Source organism: Desulfobacter curvatus DSM 3379 (assembly GCF_000373985.1).
GTDB lineage: Bacteria > Desulfobacterota > Desulfobacteria > Desulfobacterales > Desulfobacteraceae > Desulfobacter > Desulfobacter curvatus.
Genome location: NZ_KB893112.1, coordinates 81,668 through 105,594, shown reverse-complemented (window position 1 = coordinate 105,594; position 23,927 = coordinate 81,668). Strand labels below are relative to the sequence as shown.

Annotated in this window: 18 protein-coding genes; 11 read left to right on the top strand and 7 right to left on the bottom strand. The window is 45.5% G+C overall.

Features of this window, described 5'->3' with window-relative positions:
• Positions 1–432: 432 nt before the first annotated feature.
• From B147_RS29425 to B147_RS0124515, 5 genes are all read left to right on the top strand, one after another.
• On the top strand, positions 433–822 hold the full coding sequence (locus tag B147_RS29425) for an ATP-binding protein (protein ID WP_020589852.1): 390 nt from the start codon (positions 433–435) through the stop codon (positions 820–822).
• Between the two features lie 200 nt (positions 823–1,022).
• Positions 1,023–3,026, top strand: coding sequence for a SpoIIE family protein phosphatase (locus B147_RS0124530; protein WP_020589851.1), 2,004 nt, complete (start codon positions 1,023–1,025; stop codon positions 3,024–3,026).
• A 14-nt stretch (positions 3,027–3,040) separates the two neighbouring features.
• Entirely contained in the window at positions 3,041–4,132 is a 1,092-nt protein-coding gene (locus B147_RS0124525; RefSeq protein ID WP_020589850.1) for an alanine racemase, read from the top strand.
• On the top strand, positions 4,129–6,639 hold the full coding sequence (locus B147_RS0124520) for an MFS transporter (protein WP_020589849.1): 2,511 nt from the start codon (positions 4,129–4,131) through the stop codon (positions 6,637–6,639). Before B147_RS0124525 ends, B147_RS0124520 begins: the two co-directional genes overlap by 4 nt.
• Before the next feature lie 13 nt (positions 6,640–6,652).
• Complete coding sequence (locus B147_RS0124515) at positions 6,653–8,221, top strand: hypothetical protein (protein WP_020589848.1); 1,569 nt, start codon at positions 6,653–6,655, stop codon at positions 8,219–8,221.
• Between the two features lie 58 nt (positions 8,222–8,279).
• Here the strand turns inward: B147_RS0124515 and B147_RS0124510 are convergent, their stop codons facing one another.
• Positions 8,280–9,443, bottom strand: coding sequence for an ABC transporter substrate-binding protein (locus B147_RS0124510; RefSeq protein ID WP_020589847.1), 1,164 nt, complete (start codon positions 9,441–9,443; stop codon positions 8,280–8,282).
• 426 nt (positions 9,444–9,869) lie between these two features.
• Positions 9,870–10,100, bottom strand: coding sequence for a KH domain-containing protein (locus B147_RS0124505; protein ID WP_020589846.1), 231 nt, complete (start codon positions 10,098–10,100; stop codon positions 9,870–9,872).
• Positions 10,101–10,474: 374 nt separating this feature from the next.
• On the opposite strand from B147_RS0124505, the gene B147_RS0124500 reads away from it, so the two are divergent.
• Together B147_RS0124500 and B147_RS0124495 are read left to right on the top strand one after the other, a co-directional pair.
• On the top strand, positions 10,475–10,900 hold the full coding sequence (locus B147_RS0124500; protein ID WP_026259809.1) for an iron-sulfur cluster assembly scaffold protein: 426 nt from the start codon (positions 10,475–10,477) through the stop codon (positions 10,898–10,900).
• Positions 10,869–11,585 carry a hypothetical protein gene (locus tag B147_RS0124495; protein WP_245569095.1) on the top strand — a complete coding sequence of 239 codons (717 nt, stop codon included), beginning with the start codon at positions 10,869–10,871 and terminating at the stop codon, positions 11,583–11,585. The genes B147_RS0124500 and B147_RS0124495 overlap by 32 nt, the downstream gene beginning before the upstream one ends.
• A 5-nt stretch (positions 11,586–11,590) precedes the next feature.
• Here B147_RS0124495 and B147_RS0124490 read toward each other — a convergent pair whose 3' ends face one another.
• The 5 genes from B147_RS0124490 to B147_RS0124470 form a co-directional block, all read right to left on the bottom strand.
• Positions 11,591–13,450, bottom strand: a complete 1,860-nt coding sequence (locus B147_RS0124490) for a M48 family metallopeptidase (RefSeq protein ID WP_020589843.1) — start codon at positions 13,448–13,450, stop codon at positions 11,591–11,593.
• Positions 13,451–13,460: 10 nt separating this feature from the next.
• Positions 13,461–14,015, bottom strand: a complete 555-nt coding sequence (locus B147_RS0124485) for an NUDIX hydrolase (protein WP_020589842.1) — start codon at positions 14,013–14,015, stop codon at positions 13,461–13,463.
• Between the two features lie 241 nt (positions 14,016–14,256).
• Entirely contained in the window at positions 14,257–14,748 is a 492-nt protein-coding gene (locus B147_RS0124480; RefSeq protein WP_020589841.1) for a universal stress protein, read from the bottom strand.
• A 42-nt stretch (positions 14,749–14,790) separates the two neighbouring features.
• The gene (locus B147_RS0124475; RefSeq protein ID WP_020589840.1) at positions 14,791–16,881 is read right to left on the bottom strand and encodes a TRAP transporter permease; all 2,091 of its coding nucleotides are present in this window, start codon (positions 16,879–16,881) and stop codon (positions 14,791–14,793) included.
• Between the two features lie 99 nt (positions 16,882–16,980).
• Positions 16,981–17,952: a TAXI family TRAP transporter solute-binding subunit gene (locus B147_RS0124470; protein ID WP_020589839.1), complete on the bottom strand. Its 972-nt coding sequence runs from the start codon at positions 17,950–17,952 to the stop codon at positions 16,981–16,983.
• 426 nt (positions 17,953–18,378) lie between these two features.
• On the opposite strand from B147_RS0124470, the gene B147_RS0124460 reads away from it, so the two are divergent.
• From B147_RS0124460 to secA, 4 genes are all read left to right on the top strand, one after another.
• Entirely contained in the window at positions 18,379–18,831 is a 453-nt protein-coding gene (locus tag B147_RS0124460; protein WP_026259808.1) for a macro domain-containing protein, read from the top strand.
• Between the two features lie 172 nt (positions 18,832–19,003).
• On the top strand, positions 19,004–20,041 hold the full coding sequence (gene argC / locus B147_RS0124455; RefSeq protein WP_020589836.1) for an N-acetyl-gamma-glutamyl-phosphate reductase: 1,038 nt from the start codon (positions 19,004–19,006) through the stop codon (positions 20,039–20,041).
• A gap of 140 nt (positions 20,042–20,181) precedes the next feature.
• The gene (locus tag B147_RS0124450) at positions 20,182–21,018 is read left to right on the top strand and encodes a M23 family metallopeptidase (protein WP_020589835.1); all 837 of its coding nucleotides are present in this window, start codon (positions 20,182–20,184) and stop codon (positions 21,016–21,018) included.
• A gap of 311 nt (positions 21,019–21,329) precedes the next feature.
• Positions 21,330–23,855, top strand: coding sequence for a preprotein translocase subunit SecA (gene secA, locus B147_RS0124440; protein WP_020589833.1), 2,526 nt, complete (start codon positions 21,330–21,332; stop codon positions 23,853–23,855).
• The last annotated feature ends 72 nt before the right edge of the window (positions 23,856–23,927 follow it).

Here is a 23,927-nt window from a genome sequence, read left to right as displayed (position 1 = left end):
CTTTACCGTCTCGCGAATCTGTTCAAGTTCTGCGTTTTTAATCTGCCGACCACACTGGCTTATCACAGCGTTTTCTCCTCAAATGTAACGTTTCGATTGGTGGGTGAACTCACACACATCCACGTTACATTATCAAAAGACCTGCAGAGTGTCTATTATAATTTTGCGACAAAATAATTTTAGATGTCGCTCCGCCCCCCTGATATCATTGATAATAAATTTTGATGCGTCAGCGCTGGTTTTTCATTGATTGTACCCTTAGCCCTAACCCCACCGTTACATAATTTTTTAAATTTAATCAAATATGTAAGCTGATTGGCTTGAATTCATCTATCATACAAGATAAATTGAGACAACAGGTGACGATTAACTATCCTCTAACATTGCATAAAAATTTTAAATAAGAAACAGGTCGATTCAATGGAAACAAAAATGTTTAAACCTGAAATTGAATCCGTTTACCGTATCCAGAATTTCGTTAAAACTGCGCTTTCTGCGGAAGCGTTCAATAAGAAAAAATGCTTTGCAATTGACCTGATCATTGAAGAGTTGGTTGTAAATATAGCGACTTACGGCATCAAAGATTTAAATACCGGCTTTATCGCCGTTTGTACCAGCATTGAGGATGAGACCTTATTTATCGGAATCACGGATAATGGCCCGGCATTTAATCCCCTTGAAAAAAAAGATCCTGATATCTTTATGCCCCTTGAAGACAGACAGCCGGGTGGGCTTGGCATTTACCTTGTAAAACAATTTGTAAAAGATATCCGGTATGAGAGAAAGAATCATAAAAATTTAATCCGCCTATGGCTTGCCTGATGCTTTACTTTAAATTTTTAACGTCTTTTTCTTACACACAAACCAAAATAAAAATATCACCGTTACGTTACGATTTTATAAAATTTTATGGACCTGCAAGCCAACGGTGGTATAGGTTGATTGTGCCGAATGAAAAATCAAAGGATGTATGCGATACAAACCGAGACGGTTCAGATATATGAGGAGTGATCAAAACTATAATGTTCCGAACAATTAAGGGGAAAATCTTATTTGCTGTTATTGTGGTCATGGTGATCTCTACCCTGGTTATCATATTTTTCACCCACAGGGATGTGGGTAACGCCATACTGACAGCCCAGCAGGATTCCGCTTTGAACATTCTGCGTTCCCTGGATTTGATTATTGAAGGGGATTACCACAGTCTCTTGAAGGAAAAACGATCCCTGACCCTTTTAAAACGGAGCCAATTAAAGGACACGACCAGGGTTATCGCATCGGTGTTTGAAGGCTTTGCCGCCAGGGATAAATCACAGGCAACAAGCGGACTTGAACACGCACTGTCCTGGCTTGAAACGGCTCCCTTTGACAATGTAAACTATTACATCATCGATGCACAATCCAATATAATAGCCTCTTCCAATGCGCAGGTAACCCCCCTTTCCTTCAAATCATTAAAAGATGTCAAGCATAGAAGCATAGCTAAGGCTGTGCAGTTTGACAACCTAACCCAAAGGGGGGATTTTGCAGCCTTCAACCTTGACCAAAACCAGGAAAACGCGTCGGTACTTGCCTATTTCAGACCATTCACCCCTTGGTCACTGACCATCGGTGTATCTGTGGATATCAGCCGGATCCAGGCATTGGCGGAAAAACAGAAAGCGCAAATCATCTCATCTTTGACGGATTATGCCCAGGGCCTGAAAATCGCCGACAGCGGTTTTGTGTATATTTTTGACGAATCCGGTTCTTCGCTCGTTCCATACCTGGCAAGTGCATTGCAGGACATGAGTACCCTGGTCAATCAACTGACCGGCAATCTGATAAATGACGATATCCGTCAAAATGCATCTACTGAATTTTCACATTTTCGTTACTTGCCGGAAAAACCGGATAAAAGTGCAAGGAAGATGATCGCCTATTGTTATTATTTCAAGCCTTTTAAATGGTACATCAGCGTCATTATTCCTTTACAGGAAATCAAACTGCCGGCCCAGCGTTTGGTGATCCGGCAGAGCATGATCATCGTCATGATGTTCATGGCCGGTCTTGTCGCCATTATCCTGGTCATCAGCCGCATTGCTACGCCTTTGCAGCGGTTGTCATCCTATGCCAAAAAAATTCCGAAACTGGATTTTACCAAGCCCATGGAAAAATCAACGCCGGTGGATGACCTGCCTGAAAAATACAAAGATGAAGTGGGAGATCTGGCAGCGTCATTTATCCTTATGCGCCATGAACTAAGCCGGAACATCCAGGATCTGATCAACTTTACCGCAGCCAGGCAGCGCATTGAAAGTGAGCTGGGGATTGCCAGGGAAATCCAGTTGGGCATGGTGCCTAAAACCTTTCCGGGGCTGCTTGAATTTGATCATCTGGATTTGTATGCAACATTGCAACCGGCCAAGGAAGTCGGAGGAGATCTGTACGATTTCTTCCAGCTTGATGACGACCATGTTGTTTTTACTTTAGGCGATGTTTCCGACAAGGGTGTTCCCGCAGCTTTGTTCATGGTGGTCACCCGGACCCTTATCAGGGTGTTCAGCGGGAAAGATGTATCACCGTCCCGGATGATGACCAGCATCAACAATGTCCTGAGTTCAGACAACCCCCGCGCCATGTTCGTTACCCTTGTCATCGGGATCTTGAATATCCGGACAGGCCGAATGATCTATGCCAATGGCGGCCACAACCCGCCTATTATGACCACCCATGACGGGGCCCGTTTTATAAAAAGCAAAAAAGAACCCATCGTCGGTGCCATGCCGGGCATAATTTATTCGGACAGTACCCTAACCCTTAGCAATGGGCAGGGATTCATGTTATATACGGATGGAGTTAACGAAGCCATGAATAAGGAAGGCGAACAATTTTCAAATCAACGGATGATCGATGAAGTGTCAAAGGACCGGGATCTGCCGTCGGAAACGATTGTACACAATCTTTTAGATCGCATCAGGAAACATGCCGGTACTGCGCCCCAGTCCGATGATATTGCCATGCTGATGATCAAATTCCAGACATAAAATTTAATACAGTTATGAACCAATTAATCCTGAACCTGGATAAACTGCGTCACAATATCCGTTTTTTATCCAGGCACTGCAGGGAACATCACCTGAACATCACCGGAATTATCAAAGACCCGTATGCAGACTGGAAGATGATCAGTCAGATGCTGGAGTTAGGTTTTGAGAACATCGGAATATCCAAGGTCCCTGACGGCCCAACAACAAAACCTGTCTTCCCCAATCGGCCCATATATATTTCCCTGCCCTCAATCCATGAGCTGCCTGCCATTGTTCAGGGGTTCAGTGTAAGTTTCAACTCTGAAATGACCGTTATTGAACAACTCAACCGGACAGCTATTGCCATGAACTGCCCCCACAGCATTCTTTTGATGGTGGATACCGGAGATTTGAGGGAAGGTGTAATGCCGGACCAGGTGGTGGATACCGTACGTAAAATTCACCAGCTCACCCCCCGGGGCATTGAGTTTGCCGGCATCGGCACCAATCTGGGGTGTTGTGCCGGCACAGTGCCGAATGAATCCAACCTGGGTATCATGTCCCAACTGGCGGACCGGATTGAATCCAAACTCGACATTGAGGTGAACACCGTGTCCGTTGGCGGTTCCGTACTGCTCGAATGGATGCAACACAAACAACTTCCCGGCCGAATCAACAATATCCGCCTGGGAGAATCGGTATTTTTAGGCACTATTCCCACGGTAAATCAAGTGCATCCGAATCTGGACGCTCGAGTGGTCACATTCAGAAGCGATATACTTGAAATAAAAGACAAGCGGGTAACACCGCCCCAGCTGTACGGAAAGGATGCCTTGGGCACCCTCCCCCGGGTTGGCCGCCAGGGCCTGCGTAAACGCGCCATTCTCAATTTCGGCATCTGCGACACATACCCGTTCGGGTTGACACCTTTAATCCCAGGCATGGAGATTGTTTCCGTAAACTCCAATTACACCCTGGCAGACATCACGGAGTGTCATCATCCGCTTAAGGTGGGAGATTTTGTTGATTTCACAATGAACTACCAGGCGTTTCTCCAAAGCTTTATATCACCGTTTACCCGAGTCTGTTACCAGGAAGAACCGGACAAAACAGCTGTTTTATGAGTCAATTTAAAAAAAACAGATCACGGATTCGCCTTTTTTCAGGTGCCGTTATCATGCTGGTGCTGGCGCTGGGCTTCAACATTATTTTAACATCGGCTACCCTTGAAAAATTATATGTAGAAACCGTTGTCTCCAAAAACAATGTGGTGGCAAAGGACCTTCAGCACAACATAGAAACAGCGCTTCAATTCGGCAAAACCATTGATAAATTCATTGGCATGGACAAGCTTCTTTGGGAAGCCCGGCAGCACCTGGCATCCCCCAAAAAAGCAACAGGGGCATCCGGCGCAGGTGTCAATGACATTGCTATTTTCATTACCTATCCGGATGGACATATTGTTTACAGCAGCAATTCACAGGTTGTTGGGTCTAACTTGCCTGAAACGGTCCGGCCTCAGATGGTCCAAGACACCCACCCCCCTGTGGAAAACCACTATGTGAAACATAAAGGCGTTTATTATCTTTCCCTGCCGGTGAAACAGGGTGTTTCAAAAAAATGGGTCGCCACCGTAACAGTTGCCTTCAGCCAAAAGCAGGTTATAGCCCTGCTGCGCACCATCGTGATGAAAAACAAAAATCTGATTGCGGTGGTTCTTTTCAGTGCCATGGGGCTTATCGCCATCTTTCTACGACATTTAAACCTGGATTCCAATATATCTAAAAAATCACTGGGGCGAATCAAATTTAAAATTTCTGCGTTTTTTTTTATTATCATCTGCCTGGCCCAGATCTCCTTGAGCCTGTTCAATCTTTTTGAATTCAGAGTCCATTTTCTGGATGTTTCTACCCAGAAAAGTGTTGTCATGTCAGAATTGTTAAAACAGGATATTGAATATTTACTGGCAAAGGGTCTGGATATCCGGCGACTGAACAAAATGGACTGGAAGCTGGCCGATGTCATTGCCGTCTGCCCTGAACTTAAAGCCATTACCATATCCGATACCAAGGGACAGCCACTTTACATGGCCACCCAACACGGTATGCGTAATTTGATAAAGCCTGATAATAATAAAGGTTCAGCCGGCAGAACGATTCCTTTAAAAAGCGATCCGGACTACACCGTCACCCAGGACCTGTTAAACACACAAAAATCAGCGACCGGTGCATTGGCCGGCAAACTAACCATCCATATTTCAAAGGATTTCCTGTTCAATAATCTTAAAGCAATTACCCTGGATTCCATCACGGTTCTTGTGATCTCTATTTTCTTTTTTGTTGAATTACTGATCCTTGAACTTCAGCTGATTGAACGGCAAATCACAGAAGACACCCATGCGCACAGGGGGCAGGTGCATTACACATCCATCCGTCCGGTGGCATTCATCTTTTTTTTCGGGGTAGACACCTGTATTTCATTTCTTCCTCTCCATATGGCGACTTTGTATGACCCTTCTCATCCATTACTGGGACTTTCCAAGGATATCATCATGGGCCTTCCCATTTCCATGCAGATGCTGTTCACCTCCATATCATTACTGATATCCGGTGCATGGTGCGACAAGCGAGGTTGGGCAGAACCCTTTCTGATCGGGCTGTTTTTATCCGGCACAGGGTTTATTTTTGCCTGGCTGGCCCCATCTTCCCTTTACTTTCTTATCGCTTTAGGCCTTGTAGGCATGGGGTACGGGCTGTCCCTGATGGCGGCCCAGGGATTTGTCATTGCACAGACCACAACAAGAAACTGCGCCCAGGGCATGGCCCAGCTGTGGGCCGGGGTATATGCAGGAAGCATCTGCGGCGGTGCCTCAGGAGCGATGTTGGCCGACCGTATCGGCTATGCCCCGGTGTTTCTGGTGGGCGGCACTATTCTGCTGCTGCTTATCGTGTATACCGTCTTCATAATGAAAGATGCCATGAAACGCCCAAAACCACCCGCACAAGCGCCCCGCCCTACCCCGACAGAACAAACAGTGCCGCCATCCCGGGAACCGTCCCTATTCAATTTCCTTTTTAATCGTAAAATTTTCACATTGATCGTATTTTACGGGCTTCCCTGGTATATCGTACTTATCGGCTTCATGAACTATTACAGCCCCATCTACCTGAAAAGCATTGGTGTCTCCCAGTCTGATATCGGCCGGATTTTTATGATTTACGGCATCTGCCTGATGTACGTGGCGCCATATATTTCAAAACTTGCAGGCCGGGCCAACGACAAGAAACGATACCTTGTCATGGGCAGTTTCATCGGCAGCCTGAGCATTGCCAATTTTTATTTTTTTAAAGACTTTTCCGGTGTTGTCTCCGTTACGGTTTCCATCTTTCTTTTGGGTCTTTCCGCCTGCCTGATTCCGGTCAGAAGCGCCTATGTATTGGATTTTCACATCACCAGACAACTGGGTGGCGGCAAGGCTATCGGCGTTTTAAATGCTGTTCTGCGCCTGGGTCAGGTGACGGGCCCCATCCTGTTTGGATGGCTTTTTATCACCATGGGATCGGATTCAGGCATTGCCCTCACAGCAACAGCTTACTTGCTTTTCACCCTGATTTTTATTTTAGTGGGTTAGGCCGGATAGATTCATGACAAAACAGTTACAGCTCAGTGCATCGGCATATCTGGAGATGGCCTGCCAAAAACTGCCTGTGGTAAAAAACATCCTTAACACCTTTGGTCATATGCCCCTTGGGGTGTATACCGAGCGATTCAACACCCCGCCTTGTCCATCCGTTCAGTCCAGGGATGACATCCGGCAAGCGGTGTTTAATCAAATTTATCCTGTTCTGGGAGAGAACATAGCCACCCGTACGGCCAATGATCTGATGGCAGCAGGCACGGTAATGACCACCACACACCTTGGCATTGATTATTTTGCCAATTCCGTCCAAGGAAACCTGATATACGGTGCCGGAACTCTCACCGGCCGTTGCAAAGGAACCACCATCCCTATTTTTTGTTTCGGCAACGTGCCCCTTAACAGTTCCACCTTTGCCCGGGGGCTTCTGGTATACGGAACCGGATCGGGTGTCAGGAAAGAATTGCCCTTAAGACTGCCGGTCTTTCCGGATAATCAAAAAAGGACCATGGCCGGCCTGGCAAAACCATTTACCAAGGCCATGCAGCAGAGAGCCATACAAAAAACAATGGCATGGAAAAAAGAAAACCTGATCTCAAAAATTACGGCCGAAACAATTTTAAGCATTATAGAGCATGAGTACGCAGCTAACTGCGTTTTAAACCAAAACAGCTATTCAGCCCAGGCCATGATTATTAACCGGATGCTTGGAAAACGCATGCTTAAAACCAATAAATATTCGCCGGATATTTTGTATCTGGAAATTGAAAAGATCACCGCCTTTCTGCTCGGCAAAGACCTGAACCATGAAAACAGCCTTGCATACCGAATCTTTTTCAATACAACACTGCGTGAGGCTATTATTCAACATCTGGACGGCTGCCCAGGTTGCTGGTATACCGATAAGCTCCATGCCAGAGAGACCTCATATGGGAAACCGGTCGGCACTGCAACAGGCACGACTTTTTTCTGGGGCATTGATGACTATGGGCGCCGGGTTCCCCTTTTATTAAAAGCCGTTAAAGGAGATCTTTATCTATCCGGCAGGGATGACCAGGGCGATTCGTTTATCATGAATTTTACCCAGGATGAACTGATGCAGGCACTTGAAAAACAAAAACTATTGCCTTCCCTGTTTACCTGTTTTCTGCTCATCTGTTTTGCCAGGGGAGTTAGCTGTGTGGGCGGCGTATTCCAGGGCGCATATCTCTCCTGGATGAAAACCGGTATTGCCGATTGTCTTGAAGCACAGTCAGATACCGCAACTGCAGAAATCATAAGAGAGATCACCACGGACCTTTACCAGGACGGGATGCTGGCATTCATGAGTCCTGGGCAGGGCAATGAACTGTTGCCGGCAGGTCCCATTGAAATCATCCAGGCCGGGGGAGTGAACAGAAAGGACCTGATCAAAGCGTTTAGTCTGACCGTTACCCAGGCCCATATGGCAGGTCTTTTTGGCGCACTCAAAGATGCAGGCGCCCCAATCACCCGCCAACCGGACTGGCAGGGGATGGTGGCGCGGGCATGTTCCAGGGAACTGTCTGGAAAAATCCCCTTATGTAATCCCTGCTGAAACGTAAAAAGGTCCGGCACATTGGCCGAACCTTTTTGTTAAGCCTTAATCAATTACCCTATCTTTTAGGGTTTTCAATGTCCTCAACTATTTCATCTGCCGCACTCAAAACATCAACAGGCGGATCATAACCGATCAATTCAGCAGTTTTTAAATTAATGGCGATTTTTGATGGTGCTTCAAATAACTGACCTATGTCCATAGGTTTCGCCCCGTTGAATATCTTGGCCATGGTCTCGGCATAAAACCGCCCGACATAGTAAAAATTTGCCCGGGAGATACTCATTAAAAATCCATATTTTACCTGCTCGGAATGGGACTGGGTAAAGGTGGGAATCCGGTATTTGTTGGCTATTTTCACAAGATCCGGAATACTGTCTGCATTTACACCGTTCTGGCCGGTGACATAAATGGCATCTGAGCTTTTCCCTAAAGTCTCAAAACATTTTTTCACACTTTCTTCGTCTTTTTTAACATCTGCGCTTTCATCTGTAGTGAAACAGGAAACAATTTTAAACCCGCGCTCACCAGCCACCTTTTTGACACTGTCCAGTGCCGCACAACTGCGGCCCTGCTCAGTATCCTGATAGGCAATACCAAGTTTATTGAATCCGATAATGTCATGAAAAAGCTGAATCTGACGTTCATAGCGGTATGGATCAACCCGGGCATGGACATGGTCGAAACCGGAATCTTCAACACTTTTAATAATACCGGCAGCCAGAGGATCCGAGACGGAAGTGACAAGGGTGGGCACTTTGTGGTCATTGGTGGCAAGCTTGAGACCAGCCGTAGTCCCGGCTGTGATGATCAAATCAATATCTTTTTCATTATTCAAACGGGAAATAATTTGCGGCACCATCTTCTCAATAAGTGGTGTGTCCCAGTTACCGGTGTAATGCGCGTCCCTGACAAATTCAATGTACCGGCTTTGGGTAGTCTTAGCCAACCACTGCCATAATTGGGCGGTCTGCTCACCTGACTGCTCTGGAATTTCAGCCCTTTCCATCCATCCCATGTCCATCAAGCCCCTGACAATCCCCAAAAAATTGAGTTGGTAATTAACGTATTCCCCTCCCTCAAAATATCCGATCCGCCATTTTTTGCCATTATTGGTATTAGGCTTTACGCTAAAATTACCTTTGTCAGCAGCCATGACCGGAACAGAAACAAGCAGGGAAAAAAACAGAATCAAATAAAGAATTTTTTTTAATATTTGCATTGGCGTTATCCCTTTCATTAAAACAACGGAGGTTAAAGATAAAAATTACCCATATCACAGAATGAGACATGATTGGTATAATTTCTCGTAATTTAATCGCCCCGTCATGGGAGCCTATCTTTAAAAGCCGCTGGAAAATCGCTACAACAGATGAATTGGATTTTGATAAACAGCCAAGCGCCGACCTGATTTCTTAAACGCCGTGTTTCAGCCCACAACGAACATTGTAAAATCTATGTACGTTACACAACCTCGTAAAAAAACAAACCCCAACCTAACAAAAGTCATGAGAATTTTAGCTTCAACACGTGCAGGGTGCGGCTATGGCAGATTACCGTAACACCTTGACAACGGAGAAGATTAAATTCTCATGGCTTCCCGGAAGAGTAAAAATTTCAAGTCAATTAAAACAATCTCAGGATGAATTTATTCAACAATTTCCAGAATGACCCTTTTTTGTTCCTTTGCAGAAGCACAGGCAAGAATAGTACGCATTGCCTGGGCTGTCCTGCCTTTTCTGCCGATCACTTTTCCTAGATCTTCTTTGGCCACCCGCAATTCCAGCACAAGGGTCTGCTGAGCTTTAATCTCTTGTACGTCAACCTGTTCAGGATCATCAACCAGCGCTTTCGCCATAAGCTTAATCAACTCTTTCATGAACGAATCTCCTTTAACCAAAATGGCAATGAATAAGATATTTAAGTTACAACATTTAACTGTTTATGGCTGACCTGTCGAAATAGTCGGTATAGAATATCATAACTGGCTATAATCACAAGCCCTATTTGCAGTGCTTTGAAGATTTAACGTAAAAAACAGGGCTGGCCCGGACAAATCTTTATTCTTCATAACCATGTCGCCGGGACAATCGTAAAAAACCATAAGACGAAAATGGTCATTTCCCTTGACATCAAAACGGAAATCATTATTTTAGAAAGGTTATTATATTTATGTGCCGGGAAAAATATTTTATTCCTTTGCCCGATAAAATATTTATTTTTGGTAAGGGCATACAATTAAGGATGTATGAAGTGGCCACAGAAATTACAATACAGGATTCAGAACGTAAAATGCTGTCCGAAGCCGGATATGGGGAACCGGCTATTGACTATTATCTTGAAAAAAAACATATGGGTTCCATTGAAGATGCGAATCAAATCTCCTTTAAAGTCGGTTCCTGCGGTGATACAATGAAAATCTATCTAAAAGTTGATGAAAATGACATTGTCCAGGATGCCAAATATGAGATCGCAGGATGTGCAGGTGCCATCTCTGCAGCAATGGCGACAGTGGATCTTGTAAAGGGAAAAACCATTGAGCAGGCTTTAGAAATAAATGACGGAGATGTTTTCAGGGTTCTTGAAAGTATACCGGAAAAAAAGCATCATTGTATCCAGCTGGCAGTCAAGACAATGCACCTGGGACTTGAGGAATTTCAAACGGCACACGTTTCCTAAGTGTGTTACCGGTATTGTTCTTGTCTGCATTTCACTTCTATCAGCCGGTTGTGTCTCATCGAAGTTCAGCGTTGAGACCCTGGCTAAATCCGATATCAATATGGTATCGGAGATCTATATTGACCAGACACGCACGCTTCTCAAAACACTCACCCGAAAATTATACAAAATGAATCCCGGGGAACTGGCTAAAACCCCGGGAGCAACTATTGCCTCCAGGATTTCAGATATATTCAAATGTCCGGCCCCACCTCCGGAACCCGCCCTTTCAGACAGAAGGTCAACCCAAGCCATGCTGGCAGGCCTTGCACCCGATTATGAAGGAGACCGGGTGTACGCGGTCATGTACGGATTGTACACCATGTTTCACGCGGCCTATAACAACAAATGCCGCCTGTTCATGCTTGATTTTCTCACCTCCCAAAACTTTTACAACTCAGCCAGAAACATAGAGATTCTGGTGTGGCGCCTGAAAACCAGACGTACATCTACAGGCAGATTATGCCTGATTACCAACACCTGGGGAGGAGACACACCCAATTTAAGCTTTGAGCGGATTTTCGGCAAACTCATTATTTTATCGGATACCATGGCTCTGATCATGGCTGAACAAGGGGACCGGTTTGTCAAGGAAGCGGTTCATATAGCCGGAATGAGCTTTCTTCCCGTGGGCCTGATACCTTAGATACCTTAATCTTTTAACAGTAAGGTATTGTCAGGTAAAGAGTTCTGCAGCGCTTTTTCAAACCGTATCACCTGTTGCCTATAGTACTGTTTTCTATCGGTCGAAATCTCAAACGCTTGCTTTGCAGTCGTCAATGCCCGGCTTTTATGATTATTCACATACAGGGCTTCAGCATAGGTATCCAATATATAAGCTTCTTTTTGGATATCCACGGCCCGCCGGGCCAGGTCCAGAGACCTGGGAGCGTTTCGAAACCTTTTATCCGGGCATGTGGCCAGAAGCCAGGCCAGGTTATTCAAAGAGTGAACGTTAACCGGATCAATTTTTAAAACATTTTCATAGGCCACCTTAGCCTTTTCATACTGCCGGTCATCATAATAAAAATCACCCACCTGTACATACAAATCAGAATTGTCAGGATTCAGTTCAAGCTGGCGGCTTAGAATTTTTCCGGCGACAAATCGCGTAAAAGGGGTGTTAAGATCACCATAGCTCACACTGTATCCAATGAAAAAAATGGCCCCGACGGCAAAAAGGTACCCTGCAATCATTTTCTTTACTTTCTTGTGGTGGCTTTGGATCAGATCCGGATTCATTCGGCACTTTTCCAGAAAACCAATACGCCGGCCAATGCTGAAATGGTGCCAATTGGGTTTATTTATGGACTGACGGCTTAAGGATGCAATCTTGTAAAAGGTGGAGATCAATGCTGATGGCGAGTCTGAGTATTCGAAAATATGCAAATCTGCCTGGCGTTCAAAATGACGCATGAACAGACCAAAAACAAACCGGAAATAAAGAATAAACAACCCGATGAGCACCAGACAGATAATTGCGGCATGAATCGTATCCTGACTGAGCCCCAAAAAGGCAATCCTGTCATGCAAAGGGTTGATCAGATAAATCATGAACATTAAAGGCTCAAGAAAGACAAAATTACAGGCAATGAACCCGGCAAAGAAAAACAGATAAAAAAGCATGTGCCGGTGATACACATGACCAATTTCATGCAGGATCACCCCTTGGATTTCATCATCATCCAGACAAGCAAGCAGTGCCGGTGTCACCAGGATATACCGAAACCGGCCGACAATTCCCATAACACCGGCGGTGATCATACCGCCGCCAAACAGGTTCCAGACCAGAATATCCCTGTATTTGAGATCAGCCATTTGGCAGGTTTTTTCAATGCGCTGCCTGTCAAACCCTGGTGCCAGGGGACGACATCCCCACAAACGCTGGATCAGGACAGGTCCAAACACAGAGATCACAATGACAAAAAAAAGGATGTAAGTCACCTCTCCGGTCGTGGAGTTTAAAAAACTGTTTAGTCCCTCAAAGGGTAAAAGCCCCAGACAGTCCGCCAAAAGAGACAAACAACACCAGGGCAGCAGGGCAGGCAGACAAAAGGCAACATTGGAAAGGATAAAACTTTTTTTGGTCAAAGAGCCCGTAAAAAAACGTTTCTGGACCTGATAGGCAAAATTCCATATCAAAATCAGATAAAAAAGAAACAACCCAAGAAACAGCAGCGCACCAAGGGTAGGCACCCATTGGAATATAGCAACACCCGATAGTAGATGATTTACACGAAATCCATAAATATTTACGGCAAACAGTACCAGGGCTGCAATGGAAAGCCGTGAAACGGCAGTGTTTACCCGCTGGTCAACCTCCTGTGCCGGCAAGGACTGGGCAAGGACTGCCAGACGATTGAAATAAATCCGGCAGACCAGGGCAAAAACAGCCGTTGAAACCAGGCAGAAACCAACGGCCCCGGGGTCAAACCCAGAAGGTTTGTCAAACAACGCCGACGTGGTGTAGATCACCAGGGCAGCCAAAAAATATATAAAATTTGAAAACACGGGGCGGGTCCTATACCACCTGGCCTGTTGAAGCGAACCGGTCCAGAACAATCCATGTCTTTACATCAAACAGAGCATCGTCCTGGCGTATACAGTCGGCTGCCTGGCCTTGGGAGAGCATTTTCACCTCGATCAGCTCGGAAGCCTCGTTATGTTCGGTATTTGCCGTTCCGTCACATGCCACATACAAAAGACTGATGCTTTCGTCTGTTAATCCTGATGAAGAAAATACCGCAGGGCTTTGCTTTATCACATTCACAACAGTTAAGCCGGTCTCTTCATACAACTCGCGCCGGCCGGCCTGGGCAATACTTTCGCCGGGATCCACAAGGCCTGCAGGAAATTCATACTGAAATCCGCCCAAAGGCACCCTGAATTCCTTGATAATGACCAGTTTATTCTCCTGTTGATGAAACGGGACAATCACTACGGCATCGGGCCTGGCCGAATTTTGCCTGGACGCATACAACCAGGATTTATCTGTGCCGGCAGTGTCTTTATATCTTGCGCGAATCAAGTTGAGATGAGGATAATCCGTTATTTTTTCTTTTTCATATATGTTCACAACAATCTCCTAATCGATAATTAATAACGGCCATGGGCCGACCCGGTCTTTCACCGAGGTTGGGCCATAACAAATAATGAAAGAAACGAATCGGTTCGTTCAGCTCTTTCATATGAAGATATAAAGTTAAGACATACCACTGCTTAATGCAACGCGAATAACCAATATATGGGAAATAAGGCATGATTTTCCGGAACATTCAATTGCATGAGCCCGACCCGCAGAGCAAGAGACAGAGAAATTACATTTGGAGTCGTTTGAGAAGTTTGTCCGCAATTTCTTTTCGGCGATAAGACAACACGGGAACAGGTGAATAGCGAAACATTTTTTCCGCAATCGACCCGCTTAATGCATTTAGAATTTCAGATTTACCTTTAACTTCCATGATAATGAGATCCACCCTTTCATCTATCGCAAACTTCAGCAGCACGGCTGTGGGTCTTCCCTTCTTAAACACAATCCGCATCTTCTCATCCGGGTAGTTAATCCGGCTGAGTCGCTCTTCTAAAATGCCGATTCGTTGTTTTTCAACTTCCTGAATGTAATGCGTCTCATCAACTTCATACCCAAATGAGGCAATGGTCTGCACCGCCTGAATATCTCTCTCATCAATGACATTCACAAAAATAACTTCCGCGCTGAGCGGCCTGGCAACGTCAACCGCATATTCAATCAACTCTTCAGAAAATTCGGAAAAAGTGACCGGAACAAGAATTTTTCTAATATCTGACACGGAGATTTCTCCTTCACAAAACGGGTAAAACTGACGTTTTCCCTAATATGTTTCTGCCTTTGCATTCTCTATCGACGCCTCATCACGGGCGGTTCGTGGCCGCTGCATTAAATAAAGCGCACCGTAAATCGCCAATCCCATTAAATATGTCCAGTATCGCTGCTCATGGGGGATTCCCAGCCACACTGCAATTTGATCCGGACGCATCAAAATAAACGTCACACAGAGAAAAAGTGGAATTTCCCATTTTTTATTTTTGGCGACAAACCACCCCTGGGTTGCCGACGCAAAGGCAAAGTTTCCGACACAGGCCATAACAAATATCAATATTCCCTGGAGCCATGAATTCACATTATGCAAAATAAGATCGGAATTAAAAATAAACATAAACGGTAAAATAGCCGTACGGATATCATACATAAACCCCTGAATACCGGTTGCAATAGGAGGTGATTTGGCAATGGCCGAAGCGGCATAAGCCGCAAGCCCCACCGGCGGCGTATCATCAGCCAAGATACCGAAATAAAAACAGAAAAGATGGGCGGACATCAACGGCACGATAAACCCTTGAGCCCCACCAATGGTAACAATTGCCGGTGCCGTCAACGCGGCCATAACAATATAGGTTGCCGTGGTCGGCAACCCCATGCCGATAACCAGGCTGGCAATCGCTGAAATGAACAACATCAGAAACACATTGCCCATGGAAAGAACGTCTATGATTTCAGAGATAAGGTTGCCAAGCCCCAACGCTACAACCCCCACAATAATACCCGCCGCTGCTGTTGCCAGCGCCACAGAAACCATATTTCTTGCACCGGAAGCAAGCGCATCCAAGATCGTCAGAAAAGATTGCTTAAACGCCGGCAAAATCGGTTCGTTTTGCCGATAGGCCAGGTAGGGGTGCTGAAAAACCATCAAAACAAACAGTACCAAGATGGCGTTAAATGCCGCCAGCTCCGGCGAGTGGCGAACCACAATCAGCTCATAAAGCAACATAAAAAGGGGAATGAGAAAATGGACACCACTTAGCAGGGTTTTGAAGAATTGCGGCAGTTCGCTTTTGGGCAGCCCCGTAATGCCCGCTTTTGAGGCTTCAATGTGAGAAATGAAAAAAAGCGCTGCGTAGGAAGCAAACGCAGGAATCGCAGCGGCTTTAACTACCTCAATGTATGGAACATTCACATATTCAGCGATAATAAAAGCCGCTGCACCCATAATCGGTGGCGCGAGTTGTCCATCTGTCGACGCCGCAACTTCAATTGCCGCCGCTTTGGTCGGCGCATACCCCACTTTTTTCATCATAGGTATGGTAAATGTCCCGGTTGTCACAATATTTGCAATGGAAGAACCGGACACAAGACCTGTTAGGCCGGACCCCATAATAGCCGCTTTGGCCGGCCCACCTTTAAAACGTCCCAATAAACTTAACGCAAGCTGTATAAAATAGTGGCCGGCACCAGCCTTGTCCAGCATGGCACCAAACAACACGAACAAAAATACAATCGTTGCAGATACATCCAAGGGGATACCATAAATCCCTTCCGTTGACATGGTCATCTGCCCCACAAAACGCCCCAGAGAAGTGCCCTTGAAGGCAATTAAATCAGGCATATAAGGACCTAAAAACGAATAAGCGATAAAACCGCCGGCAATCACGGGAAGTGCCGGCCCAATCGTTCTTCTGGCAGCCTCAAGAAGCAATACGACCAAGGCAATCCCGATCACAATATCCATCGTTGTGGGTGATCCGTACCGGGAAATAATCTGATCGTAATTAATAACAAGATAGAGCGCACAGTAAGCGGCAAAGGCGGCAACCACCATGTCCAGTAATGGTATCCGCTTGTGCCGGGCGAAATATTTAAGGCCGAAAATGGGTTTCTTCAGCAAGGGATAATTAAGAAAAACCAACACCATGGCAAACGCGAGATGAATCGCGCGGATATATGTAGAATCGAGAAGTACAAATCTTGGCAGAGAAAGCTGGAACAAACTCCACGCAATGGCAATTGTTGGAATCAGATACCTTTGCCATCCATCGGGCTTTCGCCCGATCCCCTCTTCTTCCTCAGCAAGCTTTTTGGCTTGATCCAAGCCGTCTTCCACCTTATCAATTCTAATCTTACTCATCTACGACCTCAAATGAATGATGCTAAAATTAAGCTAAACAATGTAACAATAAAAAAAAGACCGAAAACAAAACTGCCCCTGCTCCCGGCCCTTTGAAATTTATTTCATCAACCCAGCTTCTTTATAGTACTTTGCCGCACCCGGATGCAACGGAGCGGAAAGGCCTGTCAGCATTCCCTCTTTGGTCAATGTCGCATATGCCGGATGAAGTTTTTTGAACTCTTCAAAATTTTCGAAAACTTCTTTGGTGATCGCATAAACCACATCTTCAGGAACCTTAGCAGAAGTAACCAATGTTGCTTTCATACCAATGGTTTCCGTATCCCCATCATTTTGGGCACCCGGATACATGGAGGCCTGAATGATGGTTTTTGAAAAATAGGGATATTTTGCCAACATGCTGTCTACACCTGTGATAGAAGTAAAACGTACCTTACGGGCACCCGATGTTGCCTCTTTGATATTACCATTTGGATGGCCCACCGTGTAAAAGAACGCATCAATACGCCCGTCTTGCAAAATACTAGGGGCTTCAGAAGCCTTTATATATTCTGCAGTAATATCCTTTTCAGGATCCATTCCAATTGTTTGCAAAATTTCAATCGCATTTTGAAGCTGCCCGGAACCAGGATTACCAAGGTTAACAATTTTCCCCTTCAAGTCTGAAACATCTTTAATATCGCTTTCAACTGCCGAAATTAATGTAACCGCTTCATCATGAATAGAAAAAACAGAGCGAAGATCAGTCTGCGGGCCTCTCTCTGCCCATTCTGCAAGGCCTTTCATCGCCTGGAATTGCTTGTCTGACTGGGCAATACCGAACTCAAGATCTCCACTCATAATCGCATTAATATTAAAAGCCGATCCGCCGGTTGATTCCACCGTTGCACGAATTCCATATTCTCTCTTCTTTTTGTTGACCATTTTGGCGATAGCGCCCCCTGTCGGATAATACACACCGGTAAGGCCCCCGGTACCAATTGTTACAAACTGGGTCTTAGCATACGCCATGGGAAGAACCATCACGGTACAAAAAATAAATGCCAACAGACTCACAACACCTTTTTTCATTTTCGCCTCCATTTCGCTATTTATAAATTTTCCACGAATCCTTTCAACTATAGAAAAAGTTGGTTCTCATTGCAAGTTTTAAACCCAAAATATGGATATTTGACATAAGAAGGGCTCAAATACAAAAAACTATAGCCGACAACCACTTTCCACTATTCGTGACCAGTGAAAATCGGGGGGGCACAAGTGATGGAAGGGGGGGGGGATGTTTTTCAAGTCTGTTCCAAACGATTTTTTTATTTGATCTGACAAATTTGCGGTTTTTATTTCTTATCCTCTTGGTTTTTGATATCAAAAAGGATATCTTATGAAAAATGGAACAAATTTCATAAGAACCTAAGCTCCATGAAATGGGGTTTGCCAAAATCGTAGCCCATGCGGATCATGCTCATGGATGAAGGAATATTTTTTAAGGAAACACGTCCCATGAAATGCATAAAAGGCGATTTAATTCAATTGGCCCTGGAAGGGCAGTTTGATCTTATTATTCACGGCTGCAACTGTTTTTGCACCATGGGTGCCGGGATTGCCAAACAGATCCGCACCCATTTTCCCCAGGCCTGGGAGGCCGACCTTGCAACGGTATCCGGTGACAGGTCCAAACTGGGCAGTTATTCAAAGGCATGTATAAACACACCACCCGGCCCATTGTATGTGATTAATGCCTACACCCAATATCACTATTCCGGGGACGGTGTACTAGTTGATTATGATGCCGTAACAAAAATCTTTGTCAAGCTGAAAAAACAGTTCAGCGGCAATCGTATGGGCTATCCTAAAATCGGAGCAGGACTTGCCGGAGGAGACTGGAATATTATCCGCGAGATAATTGACGGTGCCTTGGTTAATGAGGTCCATACCCTGGTTGAGCTTGAATAATCGAATTAGATGATTAAAAAATAATCAAATTAAGATTTGCACAATTGGTGATTTTATCTTAGTGTTTGGACGCAAAATCACCCTGCGAACACTATAGATGGGCAATTTTGCGTCCAAAAACAGATTTGTGTGTGGTTACTGAATATAAACATAAAGAATAAAGAATAAAAAAATGATTAGAACAGCAATAATAGGCGCATCAGGCTATACCGGCCTGGAACTGGTCAAACTGATTTCCAACCACCCGAAGGCCGGCCTTGAAGCAGTAACCTCGAACACGTATCAGGGAAAATCGTTTACCGATATTTTTCCGTCCATGCGCGGATTTGAATCCCTGGTATGTACGCCCTTTGACGCCGGGAGGCTTTCAGGAAAAGTAGATGTCGCTTTTTTAGCGCTTCCCCACAAGGTATCCATGGCATTTGCGCCGGAACTTATCGACCAGGGTATAAAAGTCATAGATCTTTCGGCGGACTTCAGATTTGATGATCTGAACACATACGAAGCCGTATATCAACACCACACAGCGCCCAGTCTTCTGGAAGAAAGTATTTACGGTTTATGTGAAATCAACCGGGAGCAGATCAAAAACGCAAGAATAATCGGGAATCCCGGATGTTACCCAACGTCCATCCTTTTGCCCCTGGTTCCGCTGCTCAAAGAAAAGCTGATTTCCCCTCAGGGCCTGATTTCAGATTCAAAATCCGGGGTCAGCGGTGCGGGCCGGTCCCTTTCCCTGACCACCCACTTTTGCGAGGTGAACGAATCCTTTGGCCCGTATAAAGTGGGCAACCACAGACACACCCCTGAAATTAACGAAGTGTTAACCCAAGTGGCCGGAGAAACAGTGTCCCTGACCTTTACGCCCCACTTGGTACCTGTAACCCGGGGCATGGTTTCAACCATCTATGCCCAAACGTGCGAAGGCGTCGCCGAACAACAAATTCGCGACACCCTTAATAAATGGTATGAAAATGAACCTTTCATCAGGATTCTGCCCCCGGGCAAATTTCCGAACATGTCCCATATCAAGGGAACGAACTGTTGCGATATCGGTTTTCACCTGGAACCTGAATCGGGCCGTCTGATACTGGTTTCAGCCATTGACAACCTGCTCAAGGGAGCAGCCGGCCAGGCCGTTCAAAATATGAACATCATGTTCTCCATTGACGAAAAAACAGGGCTGGACTGGGTCCAAACCCCACTGTAAGCCCATTTTCACCTTGACACGAATGTTATATAACTTGTATTAATGCAGAGATGAAAAGTCACCTCAAAATATGGTTTCATTCAGGCAATAGTTCAAAAATAAGAGAAATTTCGCTTAGAAAATCGTTTTTACTTTGTTCTATGCTTCTCTTCATAGCCTGCGTCGGAACAGCCACCTGCATCGGCTATGACTACTATTTGCTTAAGCGGACCGACCTTAATAATGCCGCGCTGCTTGAAACCATAACCGGCCAGAGAACTGAACTTGAAGACCAGAGACGTCAAATTCAGTTGTTTGCCGGAGAAATTCAAGGATTAAAAGAGCAGATCACAAAACTTGAACAATTAGAAAACCAGGTGCGTCTTATTGCCGATATAGACAAATCAGGACAATCATCAGGCCTTTTGGGTATTGGTGGTGTATCAGAAACTGATCTTGATCAAGAGCTACCCCTTACCGCCCGCCACAACGCGTTGATAAGGGAGATGCACCATCAGGTAAAACAAATCAAATCTGTTGCTGATAAAGAGAAACTGGATTTCAATGACCTGATAGACAAATTGAAGAAAAAGAAAAATCTGCTGGCCTCCTCCCCATCCATAAAGCCGGTCTCGGGTGTTATCACCTCACCCTTTGGTTACCGTAGATCCCCTTTCACCGGCAGGAGAACCTTTCATTCGGGCCTTGATATCTCTAACCGAATGGGCACTAAAATTGTTTCAACGGCAGCCGGTAAAGTGGTCTTCGCCGGAAGAAAACGGGGCTACGGGAATGTTGTTATTATTGACCACGGATATGGGAAAACCACCAAATACGCCCATTTAAGAGATATTCTTGTTCATAAGAGCCAGCAGGTCAAACGCGGAGAGGCAATTGCCACATTAGGCAACACAGGTCGAACCACCGGCCCTCATCTTCACTATGAGGTTCTTGTTAACGGAGCCCCTGTCAATCCTTCAAAATATATCCTCAACTAGTGTTTAAATGTAAAGTAACCCAATTGCGGTATTTTAAAAATTTTACACCCGGGAAACTTTACGTCCAAACACAGTTTTACCTTTAGACATCAGCCGATGCGGCCCTGCAGTTTATTGTTCGTTATTTCATCAATATGCCCCAAAATAATTTATGCCTACCCGGAAATAAACCGTTGCATCAAACAAAAAAAATGGACACAAAACCTATTTTCGGATGGGCACAAATCATTTTTTTCTTTTATTTCCTGGAAGAATGCTTATATGTTGTACTTACAAATTAATGACCTTTAATTTAAACAGGTAGCGTTTACATGGTACTCAATTTTCTTACGAAGCTCTTTGGATCCAGCAATGACAGAATTTTAAAAAAAACCCAGCCTATTATTGACCAGATAAACGAATTTGAACCCCGAATTCAGGATCTATCAGATATCCAGATCGGTGAAAAAACAACCGAGTTTAAAAACCGCCTGGCAAAGGGAGAAACCCTGGACGACATTCTTCCCGAAGCCTTTGCCATAGTCAGGGAAGCATCGGTGCGGACCCTTGGGCTCCGCCACTATGATGTCCAGCTAATTGGCGGCATTGCATTGCACCGTGGGACCATTGCAGAAATGAAAACAGGTGAAGGCAAAACCCTGATGTCCACCCTGCCCGCTTACCTGAATGCCCTGACGGGCAAAGGTGTTCACATTGTTACGGTCAATGACTATCTGGCCAAACGTGACGCAGAATGGATGTCCCAGGTGTATGATTTTTTAGGACTCACCGTAGGGGTGATCCTGCATGACATGGACGCCCAGGCGCGCAAACAGGCCTATGCCGCCGACATCACATACGGCACCAATAATGAATTCGGTTTCGATTACCTGCGGGACAATATGAAATTCGACCCCGAGGAACTGGCCCAGGGCGATCTGAACTTTGCCATTGTGGACGAGGTGGACTCCATTCTCATTGACGAGGCAAGAACCCCTTTGATTATTTCAGGCCCGGCTGAAAAATCCACCCACCTGTACACCCAGGCCAATACCATTATCCCGGCATTTCAAAAAGAGATCGACTATACCCTGGATGAAGAATCAAAAACAGTATCCCTTACCGAAGAGGGTATTGCAAAGGGTGAAAAGCTGCTCAATGTGGACAATCTTTATGATCCGGTCAATATTGAACTTTTGCACCACCTTAACCAGGCGTTAAAGGCCCATGTAATTTTCAAACGTGACACGGATTACATTGTAAAAAACGGCCAGGTCGTCATTGTAGATGAATTTACAGGTCGGCTTATGAGTGGCCGCCGGTACTCGGAAGGCCTTCACCAGGCCCTTGAGGCCAAAGAAGGGGTTAAAATTGAAAATGAGAACCAGACCCTTGCCTCCATCACTTTTCAGAACTATTTTAGAATGTATGACAAGCTGTCAGGAATGACCGGAACAGCGGATACGGAAGCAGAGGAATTTAAAAAGATTTATAATCTGGATGTGCTGGTCATCCCGACGCACAAGCCCATGGTCCGTGAAGACCGGGCGGATTTGATTTACAAGACCCAGAAGGAAAAATACGATGCCGCCATCAAGGAAATCATCCGGCTGCATAAAAAAGGACAGCCTGTGCTGGTGGGTACCATTTCCATTGATGTCTCCGAATCCCTCAGTGAACAGCTCAAAAAAAAAGGAATTAAGCATAATGTGCTCAATGCCAAGCACCACAAGGAAGAGGCGGAAATTGTGGCCAATGCGGGCCAAAAAGGGGCTGTGACCATCTCCACTAACATGGCCGGCCGTGGTACGGACATCAAGCTGGGAGAAGGGGTCAAAGAACTTGGCGGGCTTCATATTCTGGGTACATCCCGCCATGAATCCCGGCGTATTGACAACCAGTTGAGGGGCCGGTCCGGCCGCCAGGGAGACCCGGGAAGTTCACGATTTTACTTGAGCCTGGAAGACGATCTGCTCAGAATTTTCGGCGGTGACCGTATTCATGCTGTTATGGACCGGCTGGGTATTGAAGAAGGCGAGCACATTGAACATAAATTCATCTCCAAAGCCATTGAAAACGCCCAGTCCAAGGTGGAAGGGCACAACTTTGAAATCAGAAAGCACCTGCTTGAATATGATGATGTCATGAACCAGCAGCGTGAGATCATTTACCGCCAGCGCCGTCAGGCACTGACATCCAAAGATCTCAAGCAGGTGGCCCACGATATGATGGAAGATGTCTCCTATGACCTTATGGAGGGATTCGTTTTAGACAAAACAGCACTGAAAGAGTGGGACCTGGAAGGACTTTCGTCAGCAATCAAAGGGCAGTTCAATATGGACCTGTCCCTGGACAAGCCTGTGCAGGAAAATTTTTCAGCCGACCAGCTGGGGCAATTTATCTTTGATGCTGCCCAGGACCAATACCGGAAAAAGGAAGGGATGTACGGTCCTGAAATCATTCGCCACGTTGAACGGTTTATTATCCTCCAGACCGTGGACACCAGATGGAAGGAACATCTTTTGAACATGGACCATTTAAAAGAAGGCATCGGCCTTCGGGGGTATGCCCAGCAGGATCCTTTGCGTATCTATAAAAAAGAAGGCTTCGATATGTTCCAGGACCTGATGAACCGGATCAAACAGGAAGTGGTGGACATCCTGTTTAAAATTCAAATCGCCTCGCCCACCCAGGTTGAGGAGATGAAACAGGAAGAACAGCAGGACTTGACTTTTTCTTCCCATGCTGACGAATCCGCCGCCAAACAACCGATCAGGCGGTCATCGGAAAAGGTTCAAAGAAATGCCCCCTGCCCTTGTGGTTCAGGCAAAAAGTATAAGAAATGTTGCGGACAATAACAGCCATGGGCTGATCGGATTTTTCAACACCCAGACTCAACCCACAAAAAAAACATGCAACGAATTAACAAC